This is a genomic window from Thalassotalea mangrovi, assembly GCF_005116735.1.
Classification (GTDB): domain Bacteria; phylum Pseudomonadota; class Gammaproteobacteria; order Enterobacterales; family Alteromonadaceae; genus Thalassotalea_A; species Thalassotalea_A mangrovi.
On record NZ_SWDB01000003.1, the window covers coordinates 72,255 to 93,708 of the forward strand.

Consider the following 21,454-nt stretch of genomic DNA (forward strand, 5'->3'; position numbering starts at 1 on the left):
TTGGCGGAATTCAATGAAAATCAGAACTTTTTTTGCAGTTGCTGTGACAATTGCCAGTAATCATGTGTTCGCAAACACGGAACATCAAACCCACCAGCATTTATCCGATGCGGAGCAAAACACCATAGAGTTAATTGTTTATAAAACGCCAACTTGTGGTTGCTGTAAAAAATGGATAGACCACATCAATGACCAGGGAATGGCTACTCAGAGTCGTGATTATCGCGACATCAGTTTTATCAAACAAGAGTTGAACATTCGACCTAACCATCGCTCTTGCCATACGGCGGTAACTCATGATGGTTTTGCCTTTGAGGGGCATGTACCCGGCAAATATATTCGTCAGTTTTTAACGGAAAATCACCCTGAAGCGATTGGCCTGTCAGTGCCGGCGATGCCAGTCGGTTCTCCCGGCATGGAGATGGCAGAACATTTTATGCCATATCAAATTTTGATTTTGTATAAAGACGGGAGCAGTGAAGTTTACGCTCAAGTCAGTCATTATGAGGAACAGTTTTAATGTCTTCGGTAACAGTAAAAGGGCTAAGAACTTGCCTATTACCTTTGGTTGCGCTGCTCAGTTTGCAGACCACGGCCAGTGAGGGGTTGAGTTTACCTCAAGCGGTATCTTTGGCTCAGGGCAATGACCCCTGGTTGCAGGGAAACAGGCTGCAACAGTCGGCAGTAGAAGCCCGAAGCAATGCGGCTTTGACGCTGCCGGATCCGGTTGTATCGGTCAGTGCTATGAACTTACCAACGGATAGTTGGCATTTCAATCAGGAGCCAATGACCCAGTTAAAAGTTGGTGTCAGCCAAATGTTTCCTCGTGGCGATACCCGGGCAATAAAAAATGCGCAATTAAAAACTGATGCCACTAAATTTCCTTTTCAGCGCGCAGATCGCAATGCCAGGGTGGCCAGCCAGGTGAGCCAACTTTGGCTGGACGCGTATCTTGCCCGGGAGACGATTGAACTTATCAATCGTGATAAAGCGTTGTTTGAACAAATGGTTGAAATCACCAAGGCGAGCTATTCGAGCGCAGTGGGCAATACCAGGCAACAAGACGTGATTCGGGCACAATTAGAATTGATAAGACTCGATGATCGACTCGTTGTCGAGCAACAGAGATACGATGCGGCAATGGCGATGCTGTCTCAGTGGTTGTATCAATCTGCTTATGAAAATACCGATGTCTTTGCTTCCATGGGACAGCGAGTTTTTCAATTAAGTAGGCAACTACCTGAACTATCCCCCGTTTATGACTATGCGAGTACGGATGATCTTTCCAGGACTGAACTCGCCCAACTACTCAGTAGTCACCCCGCTGTGTTAGCGATTGATGTGAAGCAACAGGTAGCAAGCAAGGAAATTGACCTGGCAAATCAGCAGTATCAACCGCAGTGGGGGTTGAATGCCAGCTATGGATACCGGGACGATGCTCCGAATGGCATGGAACGCGCCGGCTTTTTCTCGGTTGGAGTAACCTTCGACTTGCCTTTGTTTACTGAAAAACGACAAGACCAACAAGTATCGGCATCGATTGCCGAGTCAGAAGCGGTCAAAACTGAGAAACTACTGCTGTTGAGAAATTTAATCGCAGAAGTGGAAAAAGAAATACGAAATCTAATGCGATTATCGCAACGCCAGAGCCTGTTTCAACAGCAACTCATTACCCAGACCCATGAACAGGCGGAAGCTGCGCTCACCGCCTATACCAATGATACTGGCGACTTTGCCGAAGTTGTCAGGGCAAGAATTGCCGAGCTGAATACCACAATCGCCAAAGTTCAGATTGATGTAGATACCCTAAAAACCATTGCCCGGTTAAATTACTTTTTTAGCAAGGCCGAGCCACTTCAGAACGAATTCAAGGAGACGACTCATGTTCATTAATCGACAAACGGTGATTGCCCTGGCTATTGGCGCCGCCATTGGCGCGGCAACTTATGCGATGTTTGCGCCGGGTGATAATGGCGATGGAGCGAGCTCAGAAAAATCAAAAGAGAAAAAACCCCTATATTGGGTGGCGCCGATGGACTCGAACTATCGACGTGACAAACCAGGTAAATCGCCAATGGGGATGGATTTAGTCCCGGTATATGAAGAAGACAACAGTGCGGATGACTTTGGGCCGGGCGCCGTTTCGATTGCCCCCAATGTGGTAAACAATCTTGGCGTTAAGACTGCAGAGGTAGAGCTTGGTTCGCTCACTAAAACCATATCCACGGTTGGCTTTGTTCAATATGATGAAGATAAACTGGTACATATTCACCCCCGCGTATCGGGTTGGGTTGATAAGTTATTTGTTAAAGCTGAGGGGGATCCGGTCAAAAAGGGCCAACCGCTTTACACCCTTTATTCGCCCGAGTTGGTGAACGCCCAGGAGGAGTTATTAATCGCCTTAAAACGTAATAGTAGCTCCCTGGTAAAAGCTGCCAAAGAACGCATGTTGGCGTTACAGCTTTCCGCAAAATTTATCGAAGAGTTACAAAAGAGTGGACAAGTTCAGCAAAACATCACCTTTTATGCGTCGCAATCCGGCGTTTTGGATGGTCTGAAAATTCGCGAAGGATTCTATGTACAGCCGGGTACAACCCTGATGAGCATTGGTCAATTACAACAGGTATGGGTAGAAGCCGAAGTCTTTGAGCGCGATTCCGCCTTTGTCAGCGAAGGCCTGCCAGTGACCATGACATTGGATTACCTTCCCGGAAAAGAATGGCAAGGTGAAGTCGATTATGTCTATCCCAGCCTTAATGCAAAAAACCGCACGCTCCGCGTCAGGTTAAGGTTTGATAACCCGAATTTCACGTTAAAGCCTAATATGTATGCTCAGGTTGCCATCGAAGCCAAACCGCGTGGACAGTCGATTTTAGTGCCGAAGCAAGCGGTTATTCGTACCGGTAAACAAGACCGTGTGGTGTTAGCGCTTGGTGATGGTCAATTTAAATCCATTGCCGTGCAACTGGGGGCCGTGGAACGAGATAAGGTTGAAGTACTGGATGGACTGGTAGAAGGCGACAGTATTGTGACCTCCGCGCAATTCCTGATCGATTCAGAATCCAGCAAAAATTCAGATTTCAAGCGAATGGCAGCCAATGATGAGCCGAATTCGCTTTGGATGGAAGGTGAGATCAACAGCGTTATGGCCGGCCATAGAATGGTTAATATTACCCATGGGCCTGCAGAGGAATGGGGCTGGCCGGAAATGACCATGGATTTCATGGTTGCCGACAGTGTCGATATTGATGCAATGGCAGCGGGACAAACCCTGCATTTTGAAGTGTCGAAAACCGACGATGGTGGTTACCAGGTAACCGGTATTCATATTATGTCCGAGCCAACCGTGTCATCAGCAACGGTAAATGGCTTGATCAACAGCATCAATGCCGATAGCAGAGTCGTGAATATTAGCCGTGATGCCATTGAAAAATGGGATCGCCCTGCGGCGACAATGGATTTTGTCGTTGCCGATGATATTGATTTATCCGCATTTAGCATTGGCCAACAGGTGACATTTACCTTTGAAATCCATGACGATTTCATCATCGTCGAGATGCAACCTGTAACCATGAGCTCTGGCGAACCGGCAGAGCCCATGAATCATAACCAGCATAATTAGGTGAGCCTGCAATGATTGAACGTATTATTCATTGGTCGGTCTTTAATCGCTTTTTTGTGTTGCTGACTACCTTGATTATTATCGGAGCCGGGCTTTTCGCCTTTAAGAACACACCGGTCGACGCTATTCCTGATTTATCGGATGTACAGGTGATTATAAAAACCTCCTATCCCGGGCAAGCGCCGCAGGTGGTGGAGGATCAGGTTACCTATCCGCTTACCACGGCGATGCTATCTGTGCCTGGAGCACAAACGGTGCGTGGTTATTCCTTCTTTGGCGATTCGTATGTTTATATCATCTTTGATGATGATACTGATCTCTATTGGGCCCGCTCGCGCGTGCTCGAATACCTGTCACAAGTCGCCCCGGACTTACCCGCGTCCGCGAAGCCGCAGCTGGGACCCGACGCAACCGGCGTTGGTTGGGTCTATCTGTATGCGTTAGTTGATAAAACCGGTAAACACGATATCAGCGAATTGCGCAGTTATCAGGACTGGTTTTTAAAATATGAACTACAAACCGTACCTGGGGTTTCAGAAGTTGCGGCGATAGGCGGTATGGTCAAACAGTACCAGGTTGTGGTTAACCCCGATAAGTTGCGCGCTTATGATATCCCCCTGAGTTTGATTCAAACCGCGATCAAGCAGGGAAATCAGGAAGTTGGTGCATCGGTGGTGGAGATGGCCGAAGCCGAGTATATGGTCACTGCATCCGGATATGTACAGTCGATTGCCGATCTTGAAGCGATTCCATTGGGCCTGAATGTAAATGGTACGCCGCTATTACTGGGCGACATTGCACAGGTTACGCTCGGTCCACAAATGCGTCGTGGTGTCGCAGAGCTTAATGGTGAAGGTGAAACCGTTGGCGGTGTGGTGGTCATGCGGTTTGGTGAAAATGCGCAAAAGACCATAGCTGGCGTTAAAGCAAAGCTTAAGCAGTTAAAACGAGGCCTGCCTGACGGTGTTGAAATCGTCACCGTGTATGACCGCTCAGGATTGATCGAGCGAGCGGTTGACAATCTTTGGTCAAAACTGGTCGAAGAGCTTGCCGTCGTTGCCCTTGTCTGTGTGGTATTCCTGTTCCATATTCGTTCTTCCGTGGTTGCTATCGTCAGCCTGCCGCTGGGGATCCTGGTGTCGTTCATCATCATGTATTTTCAGGGCATTAACGCCAACATCATGTCGTTAGGTGGTATCGCCATCGCTATTGGGGCAATGACTGATGGCGCCATCGTGATGATTGAGAACATGCATAAGCATATGGAGAAAACACCACTTACCGATGAAAATCGCTGGCAGATAGTTGCCAAATCGGCCTCGGAAGTCGGTCCTGCGTTATTTTTCAGCCTGTTAATTATCACCGTTAGCTTTTTGCCAGTGTTCATATTGGAAGCCCAGGAAGGACGCATGTTTGCGCCGCTGGCTTATACCAAAACCTATGCGATGGCAGCCTCCGCTGGATTGGCAATTACCCTGATCCCGGTATTAATGGGTTACTTTATTCGCGGCAAGGTGATTTCAGAACATAAAAACCCGGTTAACCGGGCGTTGATTGCTGCTTACCGTCCGATTCTGACTCAGGTGTTAAAACATCCTAAAGCGACCTTAGTTGCGGCTTTGCTAATAACCTGGGTGGGTTTCTGGCCAGTGGATAAAATTGGTAGTGAATTTATCCCGCCTCTGGACGAGGGCGATCTGATGTATATGCCGACCACCTATCCTGGTATCTCAATCGGTAAGGCTAGGGAGTTGTTGCAACAGACCGATAAATTAATTCGCACCGTACCGGAAGTCGAAAACGTATTTGGTAAAGTTGGCCGCGCAGAAACGGCAACGGATCCTGCGCCATTGACGATGATCGAAACCTTTATTCAATTGAAACCACGCCATCTGTGGCGTGACGGGGTGACCACCGAGAGCCTGAAACAGGAGTTTGACAAGCTGGTACAATTTCCGGGTTTGACCAATGCCTGGGTGATGCCAATTAAAACGCGCATTGACATGCTGGCAACGGGGATTAAAACCCCCGTGGGTATTAAAGTTGCCGGCGCAGATCTGTCGGTAATACAAGACATCGGTCAGCAGCTGGAAACCGTGTTAAAGGATTATCCGGGCACGGCGTCAGTGTATTCTGAACGGGTGGCAGGTGGTCGCTATATCAAAGTTGATATTGATCGAGTAAAAGCTGCTCGCTATGGCCTGAACATTGCTGATGTTCAACAGGTTGTTGCGACCGCGATTGGTGGCATGAATGTCGCGAAAACCGTTGAGGGACTGGAACGCTACCCGGTAAACCTGCGTTATCCCCAGGATTATCGTAACTCTCCCGAGCAATTACAAAACTTGCCGGTGGTGACGCCTAATGGACAACGAATCGCCCTGGCGGACGTTGCCCATGTTTATGTGGAAGAAGGGCCACCGGGAATCAAGAGTGAGAATGCCCGGATCAACGGCTGGACGTTTATTGATATCGAAGGTGTCGATATTGGCAGTTACGTTGAAGGCGCGAAGGCTAAGGTTGCCAATGAAATCAGCCTACCGCCTGGATATTCCATAAACTGGGCCGGTCAGTATGAATATATGGAACGCGCCAAAGATAAATTAAGTTATGTCCTGCCCCTGACGTTGGCAATTATCATTGTGTTGTTGTACTTAAATTTCCGCAACTTTGCCGAGGTCTTCATTATTATGGGGACATTACCACTGGCGATGATTGGTGGCGTTTGGCTGATGTACCTGGAAGGCTTTAATTTTTCAGTCGCTGTCGGGGTCGGCTTTATCGCCCTGGCCGGGGTAGCGGTCGAAATTGGGGTGATCATGCTGGTCTACCTGAATCAGGCCTATCAGGAAGCGCTGGAAAGGGCGGCTGAACGAGGACGCGAACTTGATCATCCGGCGCTGGTACAGGCAATTATGCAGGGAGCGGGTCTTCGGGTCCGTCCGGTAATGATGACGGTGGCAACCATTATTATCGGCTTAATGCCAATTCTATATGGCAGTGGAACCGGTTCTGAGGTGATGAGTCGTATTGCCGCACCTATGGTTGGCGGCATGGCCAGTGCGGTCATCCTGACGTTATTAGTATTGCCGGCCGTATATTTATTGTGGAAGGGGTACTCGCTGAATCAAGCGGGGAAAACGCCATTTAGCCTGGTTAAGACCAGTCGTAAATATCATAAATGGTTGATGGCCTTTTTAGGGGCTCAGTTTATGATTTGGTCCGCTACCGGGGCCTATATGGTCTTTTTTGATATTGATTACGTGCATGGCGATACCTTAGTACACAACCATCAGACTAAGCTGGACGTTAATAATATTCAATATTCACAACAGTCGCTGTATCAGGCTTACCCGCAGGCAGAGCAGGTTCAGCTCACTAAATTTATTGACCTGGATGTATATCGTTTTGTCCAGGATGGCACGCATTACCTGGTAAATGCCAGCAACGGAGAATTATTATCGCCGTTAACTGAAAATATCGCAGTGCGGGCGGCGAGACATGAATATACAGGCTCCGGCGATGTGGCCAGTATTGAGTTTATTGAGGAAAATCCACCATTTGAGTTGAGTCGTCCGGTGCATGATGCATTGCCGGCCTGGCGGGTCAACTTTGACGACTTTGGCAGCCCATCAATTTATATTTCGGCTCGTTCTGGAGCATTATTGGCCAAGCGCCATGAGTGGTGGCGAATCTTTGACTGGATGTTCAGGTTTCACGTCATGGATTATGAGGACAGCGAAATCGATAATCAGTTGTTATTCTGGTTCACCCTGTTTGCTATTTTCGCCGCAGTCGCTGGCTTGTTACTAACCTTCTTTCGTATTTTTAAAAGTAACCAAAGCTCTCCATCGTCAGAACAGGCTGGAGGGAATATCTAATGGATTGGCTTAAAAAAATTCATAAGTGGGCTTCCCTGATTGTCGGTCTGCAGTTTTTGATCTGGTTGAGCTCAGGGATCTTCTTCAACCTTATGGACCACCATAAGGCTGGTGGCCATCAGTATCGGGCCCACGTTCATCATCCAGATAATATTGATCGAAGCCGCCTTATCGAACCCGGTGTCATTTTAGCGAAGGCTGATGCGGCAACGTCACTCCGGTTAAGCAATTTGCTGGGGGACCATTATTACCTGGTTAATCACGAAAAGGGCCTGTACGCGAACTTTAAAAATCGTTACAGCTTATATGACGCGTACAGTGGCGAACCGGTAATCGTAGATGAAACTCTGGCGTCGGCTATTGCGATGGAATCTTATAACGGACCGGGTGAAATTACTTCGGTCCGTTACCTGGCTGAAAAACTCGAGGATTTCCCGAAGCAAAAAAATCCTAGCTGGCAGGTGAATTTTAACGACGATGTTAATACCAGTGTCTATGTGGAGGCTGGATCCGGTCGTATTGTTGGTCACAGTGATGATGACAAACGCTTTGCCGACATTTTTTTCATGTTGCACTTCATGGATTATGGCAATGAAGGATCATTTAACAATATGCAAATCATCGTGTTTGCATTTTTTACTTTTTGGTTAGCGGCAACGGGCGTTATATGGACCGTAGATCTGGCGTTAAAAGGGCAGTATAAATTTCAATGGTTCGCAACTGAGCGCAAGGTTAAGCTATTTGATAAGCATCAACAAAGTATTGGTGAGGTGACTCTTTCAAACCATCGTAATTTACTGCATGAGTTGGAACAGCAAAACATTATCTTGCCATCTAGCTGTGGTGGTGGCGGTACCTGTGGTAAATGCCGGGTGTTAATCAGCCCAAATGCAAAAATTACTTCAGCCGATGAACAGCAGTTTGATGTTGAAGAGTTAGATGAAGGCTATCGCCTGGCCTGCCAGCATTTCGCTGATGATGCAGAGCATATGACGTTAATGGACGTGACCGAATGCAAAAAAGTGACTCTGCAGCTACTGGACAATAAATTTCTTAGTCCAGATATTAAGGAGTTGAAATTCAAGGCTCAGGACGGCTGCGTGGATTATAAAGCCGGGGCGTTCATGCGCTTTTTAATTCCGGCTGGTCGCGGAAACTACCTGGCGAATAACATTCCTGATCAATACCAGCAATTCTGGCAAGATGTTGAAAAGCTTGATTATCAACATCCTGCCTGCTCGCGCAGTTACTCTATTGCCAATGCCCATGGCAACAATGGTGAACTTACTTTCACGGTTAAAATGCAACGTGCAAGTCATAGTGAGCATTTGCCCGGGATTGGTTCAAATTTCATCGGTAATATGTTACCGGGACAAACCATTGAAGCGTTGGGACCATTTGAGGACTTCTTCGTCAGGCCAGAAAGTGGGCAAACTCTGGTGCTAGTTGGTGCTGGTTCGGGAATGGCGCCGTTAAAAGCCATTATTGATGAGCAACTTGCGACCCAGCCGGAAAAAAATATTGTATTTATTTATGGTGCCCGCAGCGAGGATGATTTGATTTACCAGCAGGAGTTTTATCAACTCGCGAAAACCAATAAAGCGTTTACGTACCTGCCGACACTTTCCCGCCCCGGAACTGACTGGCTCGGCGCACAAGGATATGCTCAGGATGTGCTGGAGATGAATTTCTCAACTTTGGGGGAACTGTCTAATTTAGACTTTTACCTGTGCGGACCACAAGGCATGATGGAGGCAACCATCGATTTGTTAAAACGCCGGGGGGTAACCGAAAAACGCATTTCATTTGATGACTTTAGCTAACACGCCCAGCCACAAGGCACGGTTATTAGCAATAAATATGCGCCCGTTTTCTAAAACCTTTGCACTAAGAGCGGTTAATCAGCATGGACTATAGTCAGTAATACACTGGACCTGTTAGTGATGTAAATCCGAGGTGATGAGATGAAATCAATGCAACTGAGCGTTAAGGGAGCCAGTTGTGCCAGCTGCGTGAAGAAAATTGAAACGGCTTTGATAAACACCAATGGCGTATCTTCAGCACAAATGAACTTTGCCGATCGCACCGTATCGGTAGAGGGAGTAGCCAGCCCTGAATCACTCATTAAGGCTATCGAAGCGATAGGCTATAAGGCCTCTCTAAATGCCGCGCAATCCAATCACCTATTCGAGCAGGAACAACAAGACCAGAAGTATTATAACTTGCTGATCCGCAAAACCTATATTGCCCTGGCGCTGGGCGTGCCGTTGATGCTCTATGGAGTTTTAGGTGGCAATATGCAAGTTTCGACTGACCTTGACCGTATCGTCTGGTTGGTCATTGGCTTGCTGACATTAATGGTAATGGTATATTCCGGTCGACATTTTTACCTAGGTGCTTGGAAGTCATTTGTGCATCACTCGGCTAATATGGATACCTTAATTGCTTTGGGTACTGGCACCTCCTGGCTTTATTCCATGGCCATTGTTATTGCTCCGACGATTTTTCCTGAGATGGCAAAGCATGTGTATTTTGAAGCAACCGCGATGATTCTCGGGTTACTAAACCTTGGCCTTGCCCTTGAACTCAGAGCCAGGGGCAAAACTTCTCAAGCGATTAAACGCCTGATTGGCTTACAACCTAAAACCGCCACGGTCATCAGGCATAATGAGTCGTTAGAAATTAATATTGAAGACGTGGTTGCGGGCGACCGGGTAAAAGTAAGGCCGGGTGAAAAAGTTGCCGTTGATGGTATTGTTGTTGAAGGGAGTTCTTTTGTCGATGAATCGATGTTAACGGGAGAACCGATACCGATCAATAAAGAAGTCGATGATGAGGTCGTTGCCGGTACAATCAATAAGTCGGGAATGATTATATTCAAAGCGTTACGAGTCGGTAAAGACACAGCTTTGGCTCGTATAATCGAACTGGTGAAACAGGCTCAGAACTCGAAACCCTCTATCGGACGCCTGGCCGATGTGATTTCTTCGTATTTTGTACCAACGGTAATGATCATCGCAATTTTGAGCGCCTTATTATGGCTCAATTTTGGCCCGGAGCCTGTCGTTGTTTACGCAGTTATTTCTGCAACAACCGTGTTAATTATTGCCTGCCCTTGCGCGCTGGGTCTGGCGACGCCGATGTCGGTGATGGTGGGTGTTGGCAAGGCGGCCGAGTCTGGGGTGTTGATACGAAATGGTGAAGCACTGCAAACGTCATCAAAAATTACCACTATGGTAGTAGATAAAACCGGTACCATCACCGAGGGCATGCCAAAAATGACGGATTTTATTGTTGTTAATGGTATGGCCAGGGAAATGGCATTGCAATTAGCCGCCAGTCTTGAAAGCTCATCTGAGCATCCACTGGCGGAGGCGATAGTAACAACTGCGAAGGCCCAGGGTATCAAGCTTGTCGACATTAATGGTTTCACATCGATAACAGGCTTAGGGGTTAAAGGGGGCTGCGACGATAAAAAACTGCTGCTTGGCAACCATAGGCTGATGAGTGAACAGCAGATTGATGTAAGCGCCCACCAGGAAACCGTTCAGGCGTTAGCGTCGCAGGCGAAAACAGTCATGTATTTCGCGATAAACGGGGAAATGGCAGCGTTAATTGCCGTTGCCGACCCGGTCAAAGACGACTCGAAATCGGCCTTAAGTCGTTTGCAGGGGGATGGCATTCGCATCGTAATGTTAACGGGCGATAATCCACAAACTGCCAAAGCGGTTGCCGATAGTGTTGGTATTAGTGAATACCTTGCTGAAGTATTACCCGAAGATAAAGCGGACAAGGTGAGAATGTTGCAAGCGCAAGGCGAGGTGGTTGGCATGACGGGGGATGGTATTAATGATGCCCCAGCCCTGGCCCTTGCCGATGTCGGATTTGCGATAGGTAGTGGAACGGATATCGCGATGGAAAGCGCCGATGTAACCTTAATGCGAAGCTCACTGCATGGTTTAGCGGATGCGATCGCGATCAGTAAGGCGACGCTCAGGAATATTAAACAGAATTTATTCGCCGCCTTTATCTACAACATAGCGGGGATCCCAGTCGCAGCAGGGTTGCTGTATCCGTTCTCCGGCATATTGTTAAGCCCGGTTATTGCTGGTGCGGCAATGGCATTTTCTTCCCTGACTGTGGTTAGCAATGCCAACCGACTGCGCTTATTTAAACCAATGGATTAATGAGATGATTCTATGATTATGGTTAACTTGCTGGGGCTTGCCCTGATTGCATTGATTGTCTGGTGGTTCTGGCTTTACCAGCGTCACACCTATATGTCGCCAACAACAGAGGTTACCATTGACCTTGCGGATGGTGTTTATCACCCTGATGTCATTCAGGTAAAGGCAAACAGTACGGTGAAACTTAAGTTTTTGCGCACCGATCCATCGCCCTGTTCAGAAATACTGCAAATTCCATCCCTGAATTATTCTCAGCAACTGAACCTTGATCAAATAACAGAGGTTACGATTGAAGATATCCCCCGCGGCGACCACCCATTCCATTGCCAAATGAAAATGTATAACGGCTTGTTGCAGGCGGTTTGAATCACCTGAAGTTATCGTAGCAATGATATCTGGGTATCGGCTGGATAATTGCTAATTGTCTGTTATTCTTGAACTTATCCATGAGTCGATCGTTGCGGTATCCAGTAGTTTATGCGGGTAACCGATCATTGTGGTTTTTTAATCGATAAATTAGGAAACAAATGATGAATACAAAATTAAAATTACTGGTTCTGGCTGTTGCCGGCTTTTGTTCTGCAGCGGTAATGGCTGAAGAATCAAAAGAAGATAAGATTGCCCGCGCTAAATCTGCCGCACCAGCCAGTGTCAGTGATAATGCCACGGTCATCGATACCGATGGCAGCGTTCTGGTTGAAGGTGACAATGGCTGGACTTGTATGCCGGATACTATGCCAGGCGACAAAGCCCCCATGTGCAACGATGCAACCTGGATGAAAATGATGGGCGCGGTCGGCAAAAAAGAGCCGTTTGTCGCAGATAAAATTGGCATCTCCTACATGCTACAGGGTGAACCTTCTGGCTCAGGTGTCAGCAATTCAACCCCATATCACCCGGATCATAAAAATTCCGATGATTATGTAGAAACTGGCCCACATTTGATGATTATTGTGCCCAAAAACCTGCTTGAAGGGATGACCGACGATCCCAATGTTGGCGGCCCTTATGTGATGTGGGGAGACACCGATTATGCCCACATCATGGTGCCTGTGTCTTTAGATGGAAAGCAGGTCAAAACCAAAAAATCTGAATAAGCGTCAGGTCATTCGTTCTCCCCGAAATTGTCGGGGAGCGGCCTTGGCCTCTGCCCTGAGACGTGAGTTGGGCAATACCTGAATCAACCCGCAGCACTGCCCTGGTGGGACCGTGTATTGCATTTTCGATGCTGTCGGTTGAAATCTTTGCTTATGTCCCAATACCTATTTAGAAGGAGGGACTATTTTTATGCAGGATAACTCACCGAATCCTATCGAAAAACATTTCAAATCTATTCACTACCCCGTTTCTCAGTTTATTCGCGCTCAGACAACGGCGAGTGCAATGCTGTTGCTGGCGACTCTTGTCGCCCTTTGGTGGGCCAACTCCGGTTATGCCAGCACCTACCAGCATTTGGTTCATAAGCCGATTGGCATAATTCTTGGTGACACTAATCTCCAGGCCTCACTAAAGCACGTGATTAATGATGGGCTAATGGTGATATTCTTTTTCATGCTGGGATTGGAAATCAAACGTGAATTAATTGCTGGCGACTTAGCAGATTCGCAAAGCAGGCGGATGCTGGTCCTGTGTGCGCTTGGGGGTATGGCGTTTCCTGCACTAATTTACGCGGCATTGAATTGGTCGCAGCCCTCGGTAGTGGGTTGGGGGATCCCGATGGCCACCGATACTGCCTTTGCCCTGGGGGTATTAATGTTGGTCAGAAAATACATACCCACCAGTTTGTTGGCATTTATTGTCGGCCTCGCCATTGTCGATGATATCGGTGCGTTACTGGTTATCGCGGTGTTTTACACGGATCAGATATCTCTATTACACTTTTTCTCAGCGGTGGGACTGGTGTTGTTGTTAACGATGGCGAATCTTGCTGGTATCCGCAAACCCATGTTTTATATTCTGGTTGGCCTTTTCGTCTGGTGGTTTATGCTGAAATCGGGAGTTCATGCGACGTTAGCCGGTGTACTTATCGCCCTGACGGTGCCAGCACGACCGAAAGACGCGCCGGAAAAAATTATTAATAAAGCCAAAGATGTTATCGAAGAGATTAGGCAAGATAAGCCTGAAATCGATGTTCTGAGTAATAAACGTCACCATCAAAAAGTAACAGCCCTTGGTGAGGTGGCCGAGCGAGCAAGTACGCCGCTGCGGCGCTGGGAGGATGCGTTGGAATTACCGGTTGCATTGATTATTGTGCCGTTATTTGCATTGATTAATGCAGGTATTCCAATCAATATTGCCGCTATTGAAGAAAGTGTTTTGGCACCAACCGGACTGGGAATTATCTTAGGCCTGGTCCTGGGTAAGTTTATCGGGATTTCAGGTGCCAGTTATCTGGCGACTCGACTAAATATTGGCCAGCTGCCGGTGGGAATGAACTTTCAACACATCATTGGCGTGTCATTCATTGCCGGCATTGGCTTTACTATGTCGACCTTTATCGCCACCCTTGGCTTTGAGAATCAACCGGAAAACCTGTTAATTGCAAAAATGTCTATTATGCTTGGCTCTGTAGTTGCTGCATTTTTAGGCGCTCTCTTCCTGTTTGCTAACGGTAAACGCAGTAACAAAGCCAAGCCGGCTTCCGCGACAGAATGACAGGAATATTGACTGTAACCGTTTTTATCATTGAGACACTTATTGCAATGGTAAAAACTCTTTTCACAAACTGAAGGAGTAAACTATGGCTAATGAAGGTTACCATGAACCGATAAGCGAACTGAGTGACGAGACCCGGGATATGCATCGGGCCATCACGTCTTTAATGGAAGAGCTGGAAGCGGTGGACTGGTACAATCAGCGTGTGGATGCCTGCAAAGATGAAGAGCTACGAAAAATTTTAATTCACAATCGTGATGAAGAGAAGGAGCATGCTGCGATGGTGCTGGAATGGATACGTCGAAAAGATCCGACTTTCGACAAAGAGCTAAAAGACTATCTGTTTACCAATGACAAAATCTCTCACGATTGAACGTTTTTTGCTGATGGGCGTTATGCCCATCAACGTCTTCCTCATTTTACCGCCTGTTTTACTGTGCTGCCGACCTTTAAGGTAATAAAGGTGATAACTGACAAAACAATCGCTATTTCGTAACGCCCCCAGGCGACGGCGATGCCGATAGCGCCGGTTGTCCATATGCTGGCGGCAGTCGCCAGGCCGCTGACGTTATCGTCGGTTTTTAAGATCGCGCCGCCGCCGATAAAACCGATACCGGTTATCACACCTTGCACCACCCGAGCCTGGGCATTGACATCGACAAATACATGAGTGGAAATCAGCACAAATCCGCAGGCGGCCACGCTGACGATAGGAAAGGTACGCAGGCCTGCTGTTCGGGTTTTTGTTTCCCGGTTAATGGCTATCGGTAGTGCCAGTAAAAATGCCAATCCCAGGTTGAAGCTGTGGGTCAGGATCACCGGCCAATCAAGGTTGAACGTCCACATTAAGTTAATCCCATTACGTTAAATTTGGTAGTAGGCCGCCAGATACAAGGTAAATCCCAGGCCCATGATGATAGTCAGGGGAATCCCGGCTCTGAGAAAATCTGAAAATTTATAACCACCGGCACTGAAAATCATTAAGTTGGTCTGATAGCCAATCGGGGTGGCGTAACTCATATTCACCCCGAACAATACCGCTAGAATAAAAGCTTCTGGCGATGACCCTAATTCTTGTGCAATATTAATCGCTACCGGGGTGCCAATCACTGCCGCAGCGGTATTTGAAACCACATTGGTTAACAGCGACATCAGAAATATCAATGCCGCCAGAATCACCACCGGGGGCAGACCCTGCATCATCACGATAAACTGGTGGCTGAGAAACTGATCGGCACTGGTTATTTGCATCGCTTTACCCAATGCCAGTGAAACTACAATAATCATGATGATCGATGGATTCAGCGCATGGCTGATTTCCCGCCAGTTAAGGCAGCGGGTTAACAACATAATACCGACCCCGGTCAGTGCACTGACGGAAATGGGCAGTAATTGCAGAGCCGCAATGGCGATGACGGCAAGCATGGTAAAAATGGCTATTGGCGCTTTTTTCGATGAAGTGACATGAATGGTATTATTTAAAACCAGCAATCGCGTGTTGTCCTTTAATCGTTGCAGGTTTTCAGGTTTGCCCTGAACCAGAAGAATATCACCACGATGCAAGGCGACATCGGATATCGAGCTGTCAATTTGTTGAGGTTTATTAAGACGATGCAAAGCCAATACCACCAATTCGTGGACTTTCGCAAAACGGGTTTCTTTGAGGGTTTTATTTGCCAGGAATGAGCCTTCGGTAACCAGTATCTCTGCCAATACCTGGTCATCTTCGGTAAACGGGTTATCTTTGGAGATTGGAAGATTGCGGTCATTAAGGCTGTATAAATCGGCTTTAAACTGTTGGCTGTAATCGATAAGCTGTTCTGCGGTTCCGCTAATAATCAGGCCATCGCCAGATTTCAGGGTAATCGTAGGTAACTTAATCAGCTGATTATCACCGCGGACAACTCGTGATATCTCCATTTTATAATCGGTACGGCGCAGGACATCGGCTAAGGTTTTGCCATGCAACGAACTGTCTTCGGTAACCATAAGGGAGGCTCGAAAAACCCGGTTTTCCTTGTTCTGTAAGGGCAGGGCTCTTTGCGGTAATAACATTGGGGCGATAAAAACCAGGTACAATAACCCGATGCCGCCGACAAGAACGACCGGCATGGCAAAATCGAACATGGTAAAGCGGTGAATATTTAAATCTTCGGCAATGGCAACAATGAGCAGGTTGGTTGACGTACCGATGGTGGTCGCAGTGCCACCAATGAGTGTCGCCAGGCCCACCGGGATCAGAATTTTGGATGGCGATTTGTTATTGCTCAAAGCGACACCGATGAGCACGGGCAGCAACATCACCACAATGGGGGTATTGTTAAGAAAGCCGCTGAGCAGGGCGCCGATAACCAGGGTCATGGCCAGGCTCAGGGTAGGGTATTGTCCCCAGTATTTCGCCATAAGTGAGGTTAATGGCTTGAGGGCGCCACTGATTTCGATACCACGACCCAGCATCATTAGCGCGCAGATGGTCAGTAATGCTTCATGACCAAAGCCCATAAAAAATTCTGCAGGGTTGAATGGTTTGCCACTTTCCGTCGCATAGGGATAGAGTTGAAACCCCAGTACTAAGGCTATCAGTACCAATAAACTTGAGGTTTCAAGACGAACGCGCTCCTGAGCAAAGAGCACCAGTGCAACGACAATCAATAATAAAACAGCGATGCTGTGAGGGTTTAATACTGGCGTCATGCTTTCCTGTTATTATCGTCTTTTATTCCATTATAGTGTCAGTTGTTTATCACCATGCAGTTAATAATGAATCAGCTTGATACGCTATCAACCTTAAGTGAATATAACTGCCAGCCTGGTTTTGGGGTTAAATTTTTCTCGGTAGTGACAAAACGGATTTTTTTCTCTTTAGTTATCGCAAATAGCAATACTGAAGTATTCGGGTCGTGATCGGCTTGCCAGTTGCTAAACTGGTAATTTTCGGTGAGTTGGGTGGTTTTAATCTGTGGTTTGGCGCGAACCATGCGTCGTAAATCCCGGTAGCGAATGTTTTCAGCAAACAATACCTGGCCTTTGTAAAAACCGCTGGCACGATGTTTGGCGTGTGTTTTCTCGTCTTCGGCTGATGCCAGGGTGTAAACATTGCGAATACCAAAATCTTCCTTGAATCGAAGTGCGGCCGCCGTATTCTGACTATGGTATGGCGATAGCCCAAGCATACCGCCCAGACCGGATGTATCCAGATACATATCTGCATGCTCGGAGAACGGGTTACCAAAATACGTTTGCAGTTCATTCATCCGGGCATCGGCGATATTTTCCCAGTGGCTATCACACAATAGTGTTTTAACCCCTGCCTGTTGCAGGGCTTTGGCGATGGTAACCGCTACCGGATTAGCGCCAATGATTAAATAGCCTTCGTTGTCCGGTTCGCTGACGCCAAGCAACCTTGCCAGTGGTCTGGCGGTCGCGCTTTGAATGACGACGGTACCGATAATGACACTAAACGCCAGGGGCACCAGCAATTCGGCATTGTCCAGTTGCAGCTCCTCGAGGCGCAGGGCAAAAACCGCAGATACGGCGGCAGCAATTATCCCTCTGGGGCCGATCCATGCCAGCAAAGTGCGCTCTGCCACACTAAATCTGGAGCCTATTGTTGAGACAAACACTTTAAGAGGTCGGGCTACAAACTGCATGACGATGAGAATTATCACTGCGCCCCAGCCAAGCTGGACCAAGGTATCGAAATTAATCCTGGCAGCGAGAATGATGAACAGGACTGAGACAAATATAACGGTCAGGGTCTCTTTGAAGTTTAAGATATCGCGAATATGAACATTCTTCATGTTTGTCAGCCAGATCCCCATCACCGTAACCGTTAATAATCCCGATTCATGCATCAGGGTATTAGAGAGGGCAAATGCTGCGCCGACGAAGGCTATCGCTGCGTAATTGTGAAGATAGTCCGGGAGCCAGTGGTTGCGTAATAACAATCCGAAGCAGTAGCCGGCAGCGACCCCAAGCGCAACGCCAAGCATAATGGTTTGTCCAAATACCATAAACACATGGCCAACACTGGCACTGGTTTGTTGGGCAACTATCCACTCAAATACCAGCACCGCGAGCAGGGCACCAAGCGGATCAATGACGATGCCCTCCCAGCGCAATGCCTTGGCGATTTTGCTGTTGGGCTTCACCGAGCGTAACATCGGCATAATCACCGTAGGTCCGGTGACTACCATAATGGCACCAAACAAAGCCGACAGTGACCAGCTTAAACCGATAAAATAATGGGTAGCGATTGTGGTCACCAGCGCATTGATAAGAGCGCCATAGGTCACCATGTTGCGGACAGTTGTGCCGATATCTTTGAGTTCCTGCAGCTTCAGGGTCAGGCTACCTTCAAAAAGAATAATAGCGACGCTAAGCGAGATAAAGGGAAACAACAGGTTGCCAAACAGCGCGTCGACATCGACGAGCTGAAAACCAGGACCGATGAGGATTCCGGTAAGCAACAAAAATAATATCGCCGGTAGTTTAACGCGCCATGCCAGCCACTGGCATGCGAAGCCTAATAATCCAATTAATCCTAAGGTGAGTAAATCCGGCATACAGTTATCCGTGTTGAGCCGGAACTTGTGGCATATTGTTCTGCCAGGAATCCGGATTTTAACCTAACCTCTATAGATTAGCTTAATTTTATCTAATTAAACCAATAACATTGGTTTAGTTGGTGATTAACGTTACTCTATATCATCATCTAATTAAATTCGACTCAATACCATGTAAGTCGAATTCACCCAGGCTTGGTTCAGGTAAATGTCGGCACCATTAAATTCACGAATCTCTCAGCCAGACAATCAGTCGCCCCGTGCCCCAGTCCGCAAACAGCTTGGCATATTGACACAATTGTTAAAATTCGTGCGGCCATATCGGCGTCGAGTCATTGCGGCTTTAATTGCTCTTCTGTTTACCGCGGTGGTTATGCTGTTTGTTGGCCAGGGAGTTCGCATGTTGATCGATCAGGGATTCGCCCAACAGTCAATGTCCGAGCTTCGCAGTGCGGTTATCTATATTCTTATTGTCACGTTATTGGTTGCAATTGGCACCTTCAGCCGTTTTTATCTGGTGTCCTGGCTCGGCGAGCGGGTTAGTGCAGACATCAGGCAAGCGGTATTTAATCATGTGATTACCCTGCATCCGAGCTACTTTGAAACCACAGGTAGCGGCGATATCATGTCCCGTATTACCACCGATACGACGCTATTACAAAGCATTATCGGCTCCTCATTTTCGATGGCACTGCGCAGTGCCTTGATTTGTGTTGGTGCCATGGTGATGCTGTTTGCAACCAATTTTAAACTTACCCTGGTGGTATTGGTTTCGGTGCCATTCATTCTGGTGCCGATATTATTCTATGGCCGAAAAGTGCGAAAACTGTCACGCCAAAGTCAGGATTCCATGGCGGATGTCGGAAGTTATGCGGGAGAGGCTATTGAACATATCAAAACCGTGCAAAGTTATACCCGCGAGAAGCAAGAACAAAGCGCGTTTTTCAGAGAAGTAGAAAAGGCGTTTGCCATTGGTCGGCAGCGAATATTGCAGCGGGCAATTTTAATCGCCGGTGTTATCCTCATCGTATTTGGCGCTATCACAGGTATGCTCTGGGTCGGGGGCAGTGACGTGATTTCTGGAAAAATGACTGGTGGCGACCTCGGGGCCTTCGTTTTTTATGCTATCCTGGTTGCGTCCAGCCTGGCTACTATCTCGGAAGTGATTGGCGAATTGCAGCGCGCTGCTGGCGCTACGGAGCGATTGATTGAACTCCTGAATGTGGAAAATCCAATTGACAGTGTAAAACCACCGGTGGCAGATATTCACAACCTGGTTCCCGAAATTAGCTTTGTTGACGTATCATTTCATTATCCATCCCGGCCACAGCAAATGGCAATCAGGCAACTGTCATTAACCGCACCTAGAGGCAAGGTGCTCGCTTTGGTGGGGCCGTCAGGCGCGGGAAAATCGACAATTTTTGAACTCCTGCAACGTTTTTACGACCCGCAGCAGGGCCAGATATGTCTCGGTGGTGTTGATATTCGTCATCTCACGCTCAAAGATCTCAGAAATAAGATGGCGCTGGTTCCCCAACAACCGGCGCTGTTTAGTAGTGATGTGATGCACAATATTCGCTATGGCCGTCCCGATGCCACAGATGATGAGGTGATATTAGCCGCAAAACAGGCGCATGCGCATCAATTTATTGAAAGTCTGCCTGAGGGCTATCACAGTTTTCTGGGCGAGAAGGGCGTACGATTATCCGGAGGGCAACGACAACGTATAGCAATTGCCCGGGCGATCTTAAAAGATCCGGATATCCTATTACTTGATGAGGCAACCAGTGCCCTGGATAGTGAGAGTGAGCACCATGTGCAACAGGCATTAGAGGGGCTAATGCGAAACCGCACAACGCTGATTATTGCTCACCGCTTATCAACCATCCAGCATGCGGATAATATTGCGGTGATGGATGCGGGCGCTATCGTTGATATTGGTGATCACCAGTCACTGCTGCACTCCTGTGAGTTGTACCAGCGACTGGTGAAACTGCAGTTTCGCCAACAGAACTAGCGATGTGTCGCTGTTATTCTTTGCTCTTGAAATTAGCATAGGGATTAAAGTCGGCTGGACTGTCTTCCTTAGAACGACGCCCGGACGGCTTTTCTCGCTGTTGTCGGTAAGGGGATTTACCGTCTGCGCGTTGTTTACCTCGACTGTCACGCTCCCGTGAAGCCTTCGCTTTTTTTAGTCGCAACCGCTCAGCATCTTCCAGGCTGAGCTCTTTTGGATCCCCTGGTTTTTGGTGCAATGGAACAATGCGATCCCGAGGCGGCAGTTCGTACATGGCATCATCGGCGCGCGGCAGGTTTTTATACTGATACAGATAAAAACTTTCCACTTTGTGTTGTGCCCATTCGGTCTTTTTCAGGAATTTTACGCTCGCTTTTATGCTGGGGTTATTCTTGAAGCAGTTAAGGTTTAAGTAAGCCGCTAAAATTTCCCAACCATAATGTTCAACCATTTCGGTTAACAGCTGTTCCAGGCTTGTGCCATGGAGTGGATTATTTTCGTATTCTTCCTGAGTGTACATAGTCAGG

At 47.6% G+C, this 21,454-nt stretch carries 14 protein-coding genes and 1 pseudogene; 11 read left to right on the forward strand and 4 right to left on the reverse strand.

Going from position 1 to position 21,454, the window contains the following annotated elements:
* Positions 1 to 13 precede the first annotated feature (13 nt).
* The 10 genes and pseudogenes from E8M12_RS01180 (at position 14) to E8M12_RS01225 (ending at position 14,718) form a co-directional block, all read left to right on the forward strand.
* A complete protein-coding gene (locus tag E8M12_RS01180) occupies positions 14 to 520 on the forward strand; it encodes a DUF411 domain-containing protein (protein ID WP_136734241.1) in 507 nt (168 codons plus the stop codon).
* Positions 520 to 1,893 (forward strand): TolC family protein, encoded by a 1,374-nt coding sequence (locus E8M12_RS01185; protein WP_136734242.1) that lies wholly within the window; start codon positions 520 to 522, stop codon positions 1,891 to 1,893. The genes E8M12_RS01180 and E8M12_RS01185 overlap by 1 nt, the downstream gene beginning before the upstream one ends.
* Positions 1,883 to 3,622, forward strand: coding sequence for an efflux RND transporter periplasmic adaptor subunit (locus E8M12_RS01190; protein WP_136734243.1), 1,740 nt, complete (start codon positions 1,883 to 1,885; stop codon positions 3,620 to 3,622). The genes E8M12_RS01185 and E8M12_RS01190 overlap by 11 nt, the downstream gene beginning before the upstream one ends.
* Positions 3,623 to 3,633: 11 nt before the next feature.
* Positions 3,634 to 6,747, forward strand: a pseudogene (locus E8M12_RS01195) (efflux RND transporter permease subunit); the annotation flags it as partial.
* Positions 6,748 to 7,502: 755 nt separating this feature from the next.
* Positions 7,503 to 9,326: a 2Fe-2S iron-sulfur cluster-binding protein gene (locus E8M12_RS01200; protein ID WP_136734245.1), complete on the forward strand. Its 1,824-nt coding sequence runs from the start codon at positions 7,503 to 7,505 to the stop codon at positions 9,324 to 9,326.
* A 141-nt stretch (positions 9,327 to 9,467) separates the two neighbouring features.
* Positions 9,468 to 11,690 (forward strand): heavy metal translocating P-type ATPase, encoded by a 2,223-nt coding sequence (locus E8M12_RS01205; protein WP_136734246.1) that lies wholly within the window; start codon positions 9,468 to 9,470, stop codon positions 11,688 to 11,690.
* 12 nt (positions 11,691 to 11,702) lie between these two features.
* Positions 11,703 to 12,056 carry a cupredoxin domain-containing protein gene (locus E8M12_RS01210; RefSeq protein ID WP_136734247.1) on the forward strand — a complete coding sequence of 118 codons (354 nt, stop codon included), beginning with the start codon at positions 11,703 to 11,705 and terminating at the stop codon, positions 12,054 to 12,056.
* Between the two features lie 161 nt (positions 12,057 to 12,217).
* On the forward strand, positions 12,218 to 12,787 hold the full coding sequence (locus E8M12_RS01215) for a hypothetical protein (protein WP_211244961.1): 570 nt from the start codon (positions 12,218 to 12,220) through the stop codon (positions 12,785 to 12,787).
* A gap of 190 nt (positions 12,788 to 12,977) precedes the next feature.
* Positions 12,978 to 14,345, forward strand: a complete 1,368-nt coding sequence (gene nhaA, locus E8M12_RS01220) for a Na+/H+ antiporter NhaA (RefSeq protein ID WP_136734248.1) — start codon at positions 12,978 to 12,980, stop codon at positions 14,343 to 14,345.
* 85 nt (positions 14,346 to 14,430) lie between these two features.
* Positions 14,431 to 14,718: an encapsulin-associated ferritin-like protein gene (locus E8M12_RS01225; protein ID WP_136734249.1), complete on the forward strand. Its 288-nt coding sequence runs from the start codon at positions 14,431 to 14,433 to the stop codon at positions 14,716 to 14,718.
* A gap of 41 nt (positions 14,719 to 14,759) precedes the next feature.
* Here E8M12_RS01225 and E8M12_RS01230 read toward each other — a convergent pair whose 3' ends face one another.
* The 3 genes from E8M12_RS01230 to E8M12_RS01240 all read right to left on the reverse strand — a co-directional run bounded on the left by E8M12_RS01230 (position 14,760) and on the right by E8M12_RS01240 (position 18,910).
* Positions 14,760 to 15,191 carry an MgtC/SapB family protein gene (locus E8M12_RS01230; protein ID WP_136734250.1) on the reverse strand — a complete coding sequence of 144 codons (432 nt, stop codon included), beginning with the start codon at positions 15,189 to 15,191 and terminating at the stop codon, positions 14,760 to 14,762.
* A gap of 18 nt (positions 15,192 to 15,209) precedes the next feature.
* On the reverse strand, positions 15,210 to 17,039 hold the full coding sequence (locus E8M12_RS01235; RefSeq protein ID WP_136734251.1) for an SLC13 family permease: 1,830 nt from the start codon (positions 17,037 to 17,039) through the stop codon (positions 15,210 to 15,212).
* A 71-nt stretch (positions 17,040 to 17,110) separates the two neighbouring features.
* The gene (locus tag E8M12_RS01240) at positions 17,111 to 18,910 is read right to left on the reverse strand and encodes a cation:proton antiporter (RefSeq protein ID WP_136734252.1); all 1,800 of its coding nucleotides are present in this window, start codon (positions 18,908 to 18,910) and stop codon (positions 17,111 to 17,113) included.
* Positions 18,911 to 19,118: 208 nt separating this feature from the next.
* Between E8M12_RS01240 and E8M12_RS01245 the strand changes: the two genes are divergently transcribed.
* Entirely contained in the window at positions 19,119 to 20,927 is a 1,809-nt protein-coding gene (locus E8M12_RS01245) for an ABC transporter ATP-binding protein/permease (protein WP_136734253.1), read from the forward strand.
* Between the two features lie 13 nt (positions 20,928 to 20,940).
* Here the strand turns inward: E8M12_RS01245 and E8M12_RS01250 are convergent, their stop codons facing one another.
* The gene (locus E8M12_RS01250; protein WP_136734254.1) at positions 20,941 to 21,447 is read right to left on the reverse strand and encodes a VF530 family protein; all 507 of its coding nucleotides are present in this window, start codon (positions 21,445 to 21,447) and stop codon (positions 20,941 to 20,943) included.
* Between the last annotated feature and the right edge of the window lie 7 nt (positions 21,448 to 21,454).

What these genes read in the sequence shown, in the direction of transcription:
- E8M12_RS01230 (WP_136734250.1), bottom strand. Translation starts at nt 15,191, where the DNA reads ATGTGGACGTTCAACCTTGATTGGCCGGTGATCCTGACCCACAGCTTC.
- E8M12_RS01215 (WP_211244961.1), top strand. Translation starts at nt 12,218, where the DNA reads ATGATGAATACAAAATTAAAATTACTGGTTCTGGCTGTTGCCGGCTTT.
- E8M12_RS01235 (WP_136734251.1), bottom strand. Translation starts at nt 17,039, where the DNA reads ATGACGCCAGTATTAAACCCTCACAGCATCGCTGTTTTATTATTGATT.
- E8M12_RS01250 (WP_136734254.1), bottom strand. Translation starts at nt 21,447, where the DNA reads ATGTACACTCAGGAAGAATACGAAAATAATCCACTCCATGGCACAAGC.
- E8M12_RS01180 (WP_136734241.1), top strand. Translation starts at nt 14, where the DNA reads ATGAAAATCAGAACTTTTTTTGCAGTTGCTGTGACAATTGCCAGTAAT.
- nhaA (WP_136734248.1), top strand. Translation starts at nt 12,978, where the DNA reads ATGCAGGATAACTCACCGAATCCTATCGAAAAACATTTCAAATCTATT.
- E8M12_RS01185 (WP_136734242.1), top strand. Translation starts at nt 520, where the DNA reads ATGTCTTCGGTAACAGTAAAAGGGCTAAGAACTTGCCTATTACCTTTG.
- E8M12_RS01210 (WP_136734247.1), top strand. Translation starts at nt 11,703, where the DNA reads ATGATTATGGTTAACTTGCTGGGGCTTGCCCTGATTGCATTGATTGTC.
- E8M12_RS01240 (WP_136734252.1), bottom strand. Translation starts at nt 18,910, where the DNA reads ATGCCGGATTTACTCACCTTAGGATTAATTGGATTATTAGGCTTCGCA.
- E8M12_RS01200 (WP_136734245.1), top strand. Translation starts at nt 7,503, where the DNA reads ATGGATTGGCTTAAAAAAATTCATAAGTGGGCTTCCCTGATTGTCGGT.
- E8M12_RS01245 (WP_136734253.1), top strand. Translation starts at nt 19,119, where the DNA reads ATGTCGGCACCATTAAATTCACGAATCTCTCAGCCAGACAATCAGTCG.
- E8M12_RS01225 (WP_136734249.1), top strand. Translation starts at nt 14,431, where the DNA reads ATGGCTAATGAAGGTTACCATGAACCGATAAGCGAACTGAGTGACGAG.
- E8M12_RS01190 (WP_136734243.1), top strand. Translation starts at nt 1,883, where the DNA reads ATGTTCATTAATCGACAAACGGTGATTGCCCTGGCTATTGGCGCCGCC.
- E8M12_RS01205 (WP_136734246.1), top strand. Translation starts at nt 9,468, where the DNA reads ATGAAATCAATGCAACTGAGCGTTAAGGGAGCCAGTTGTGCCAGCTGC.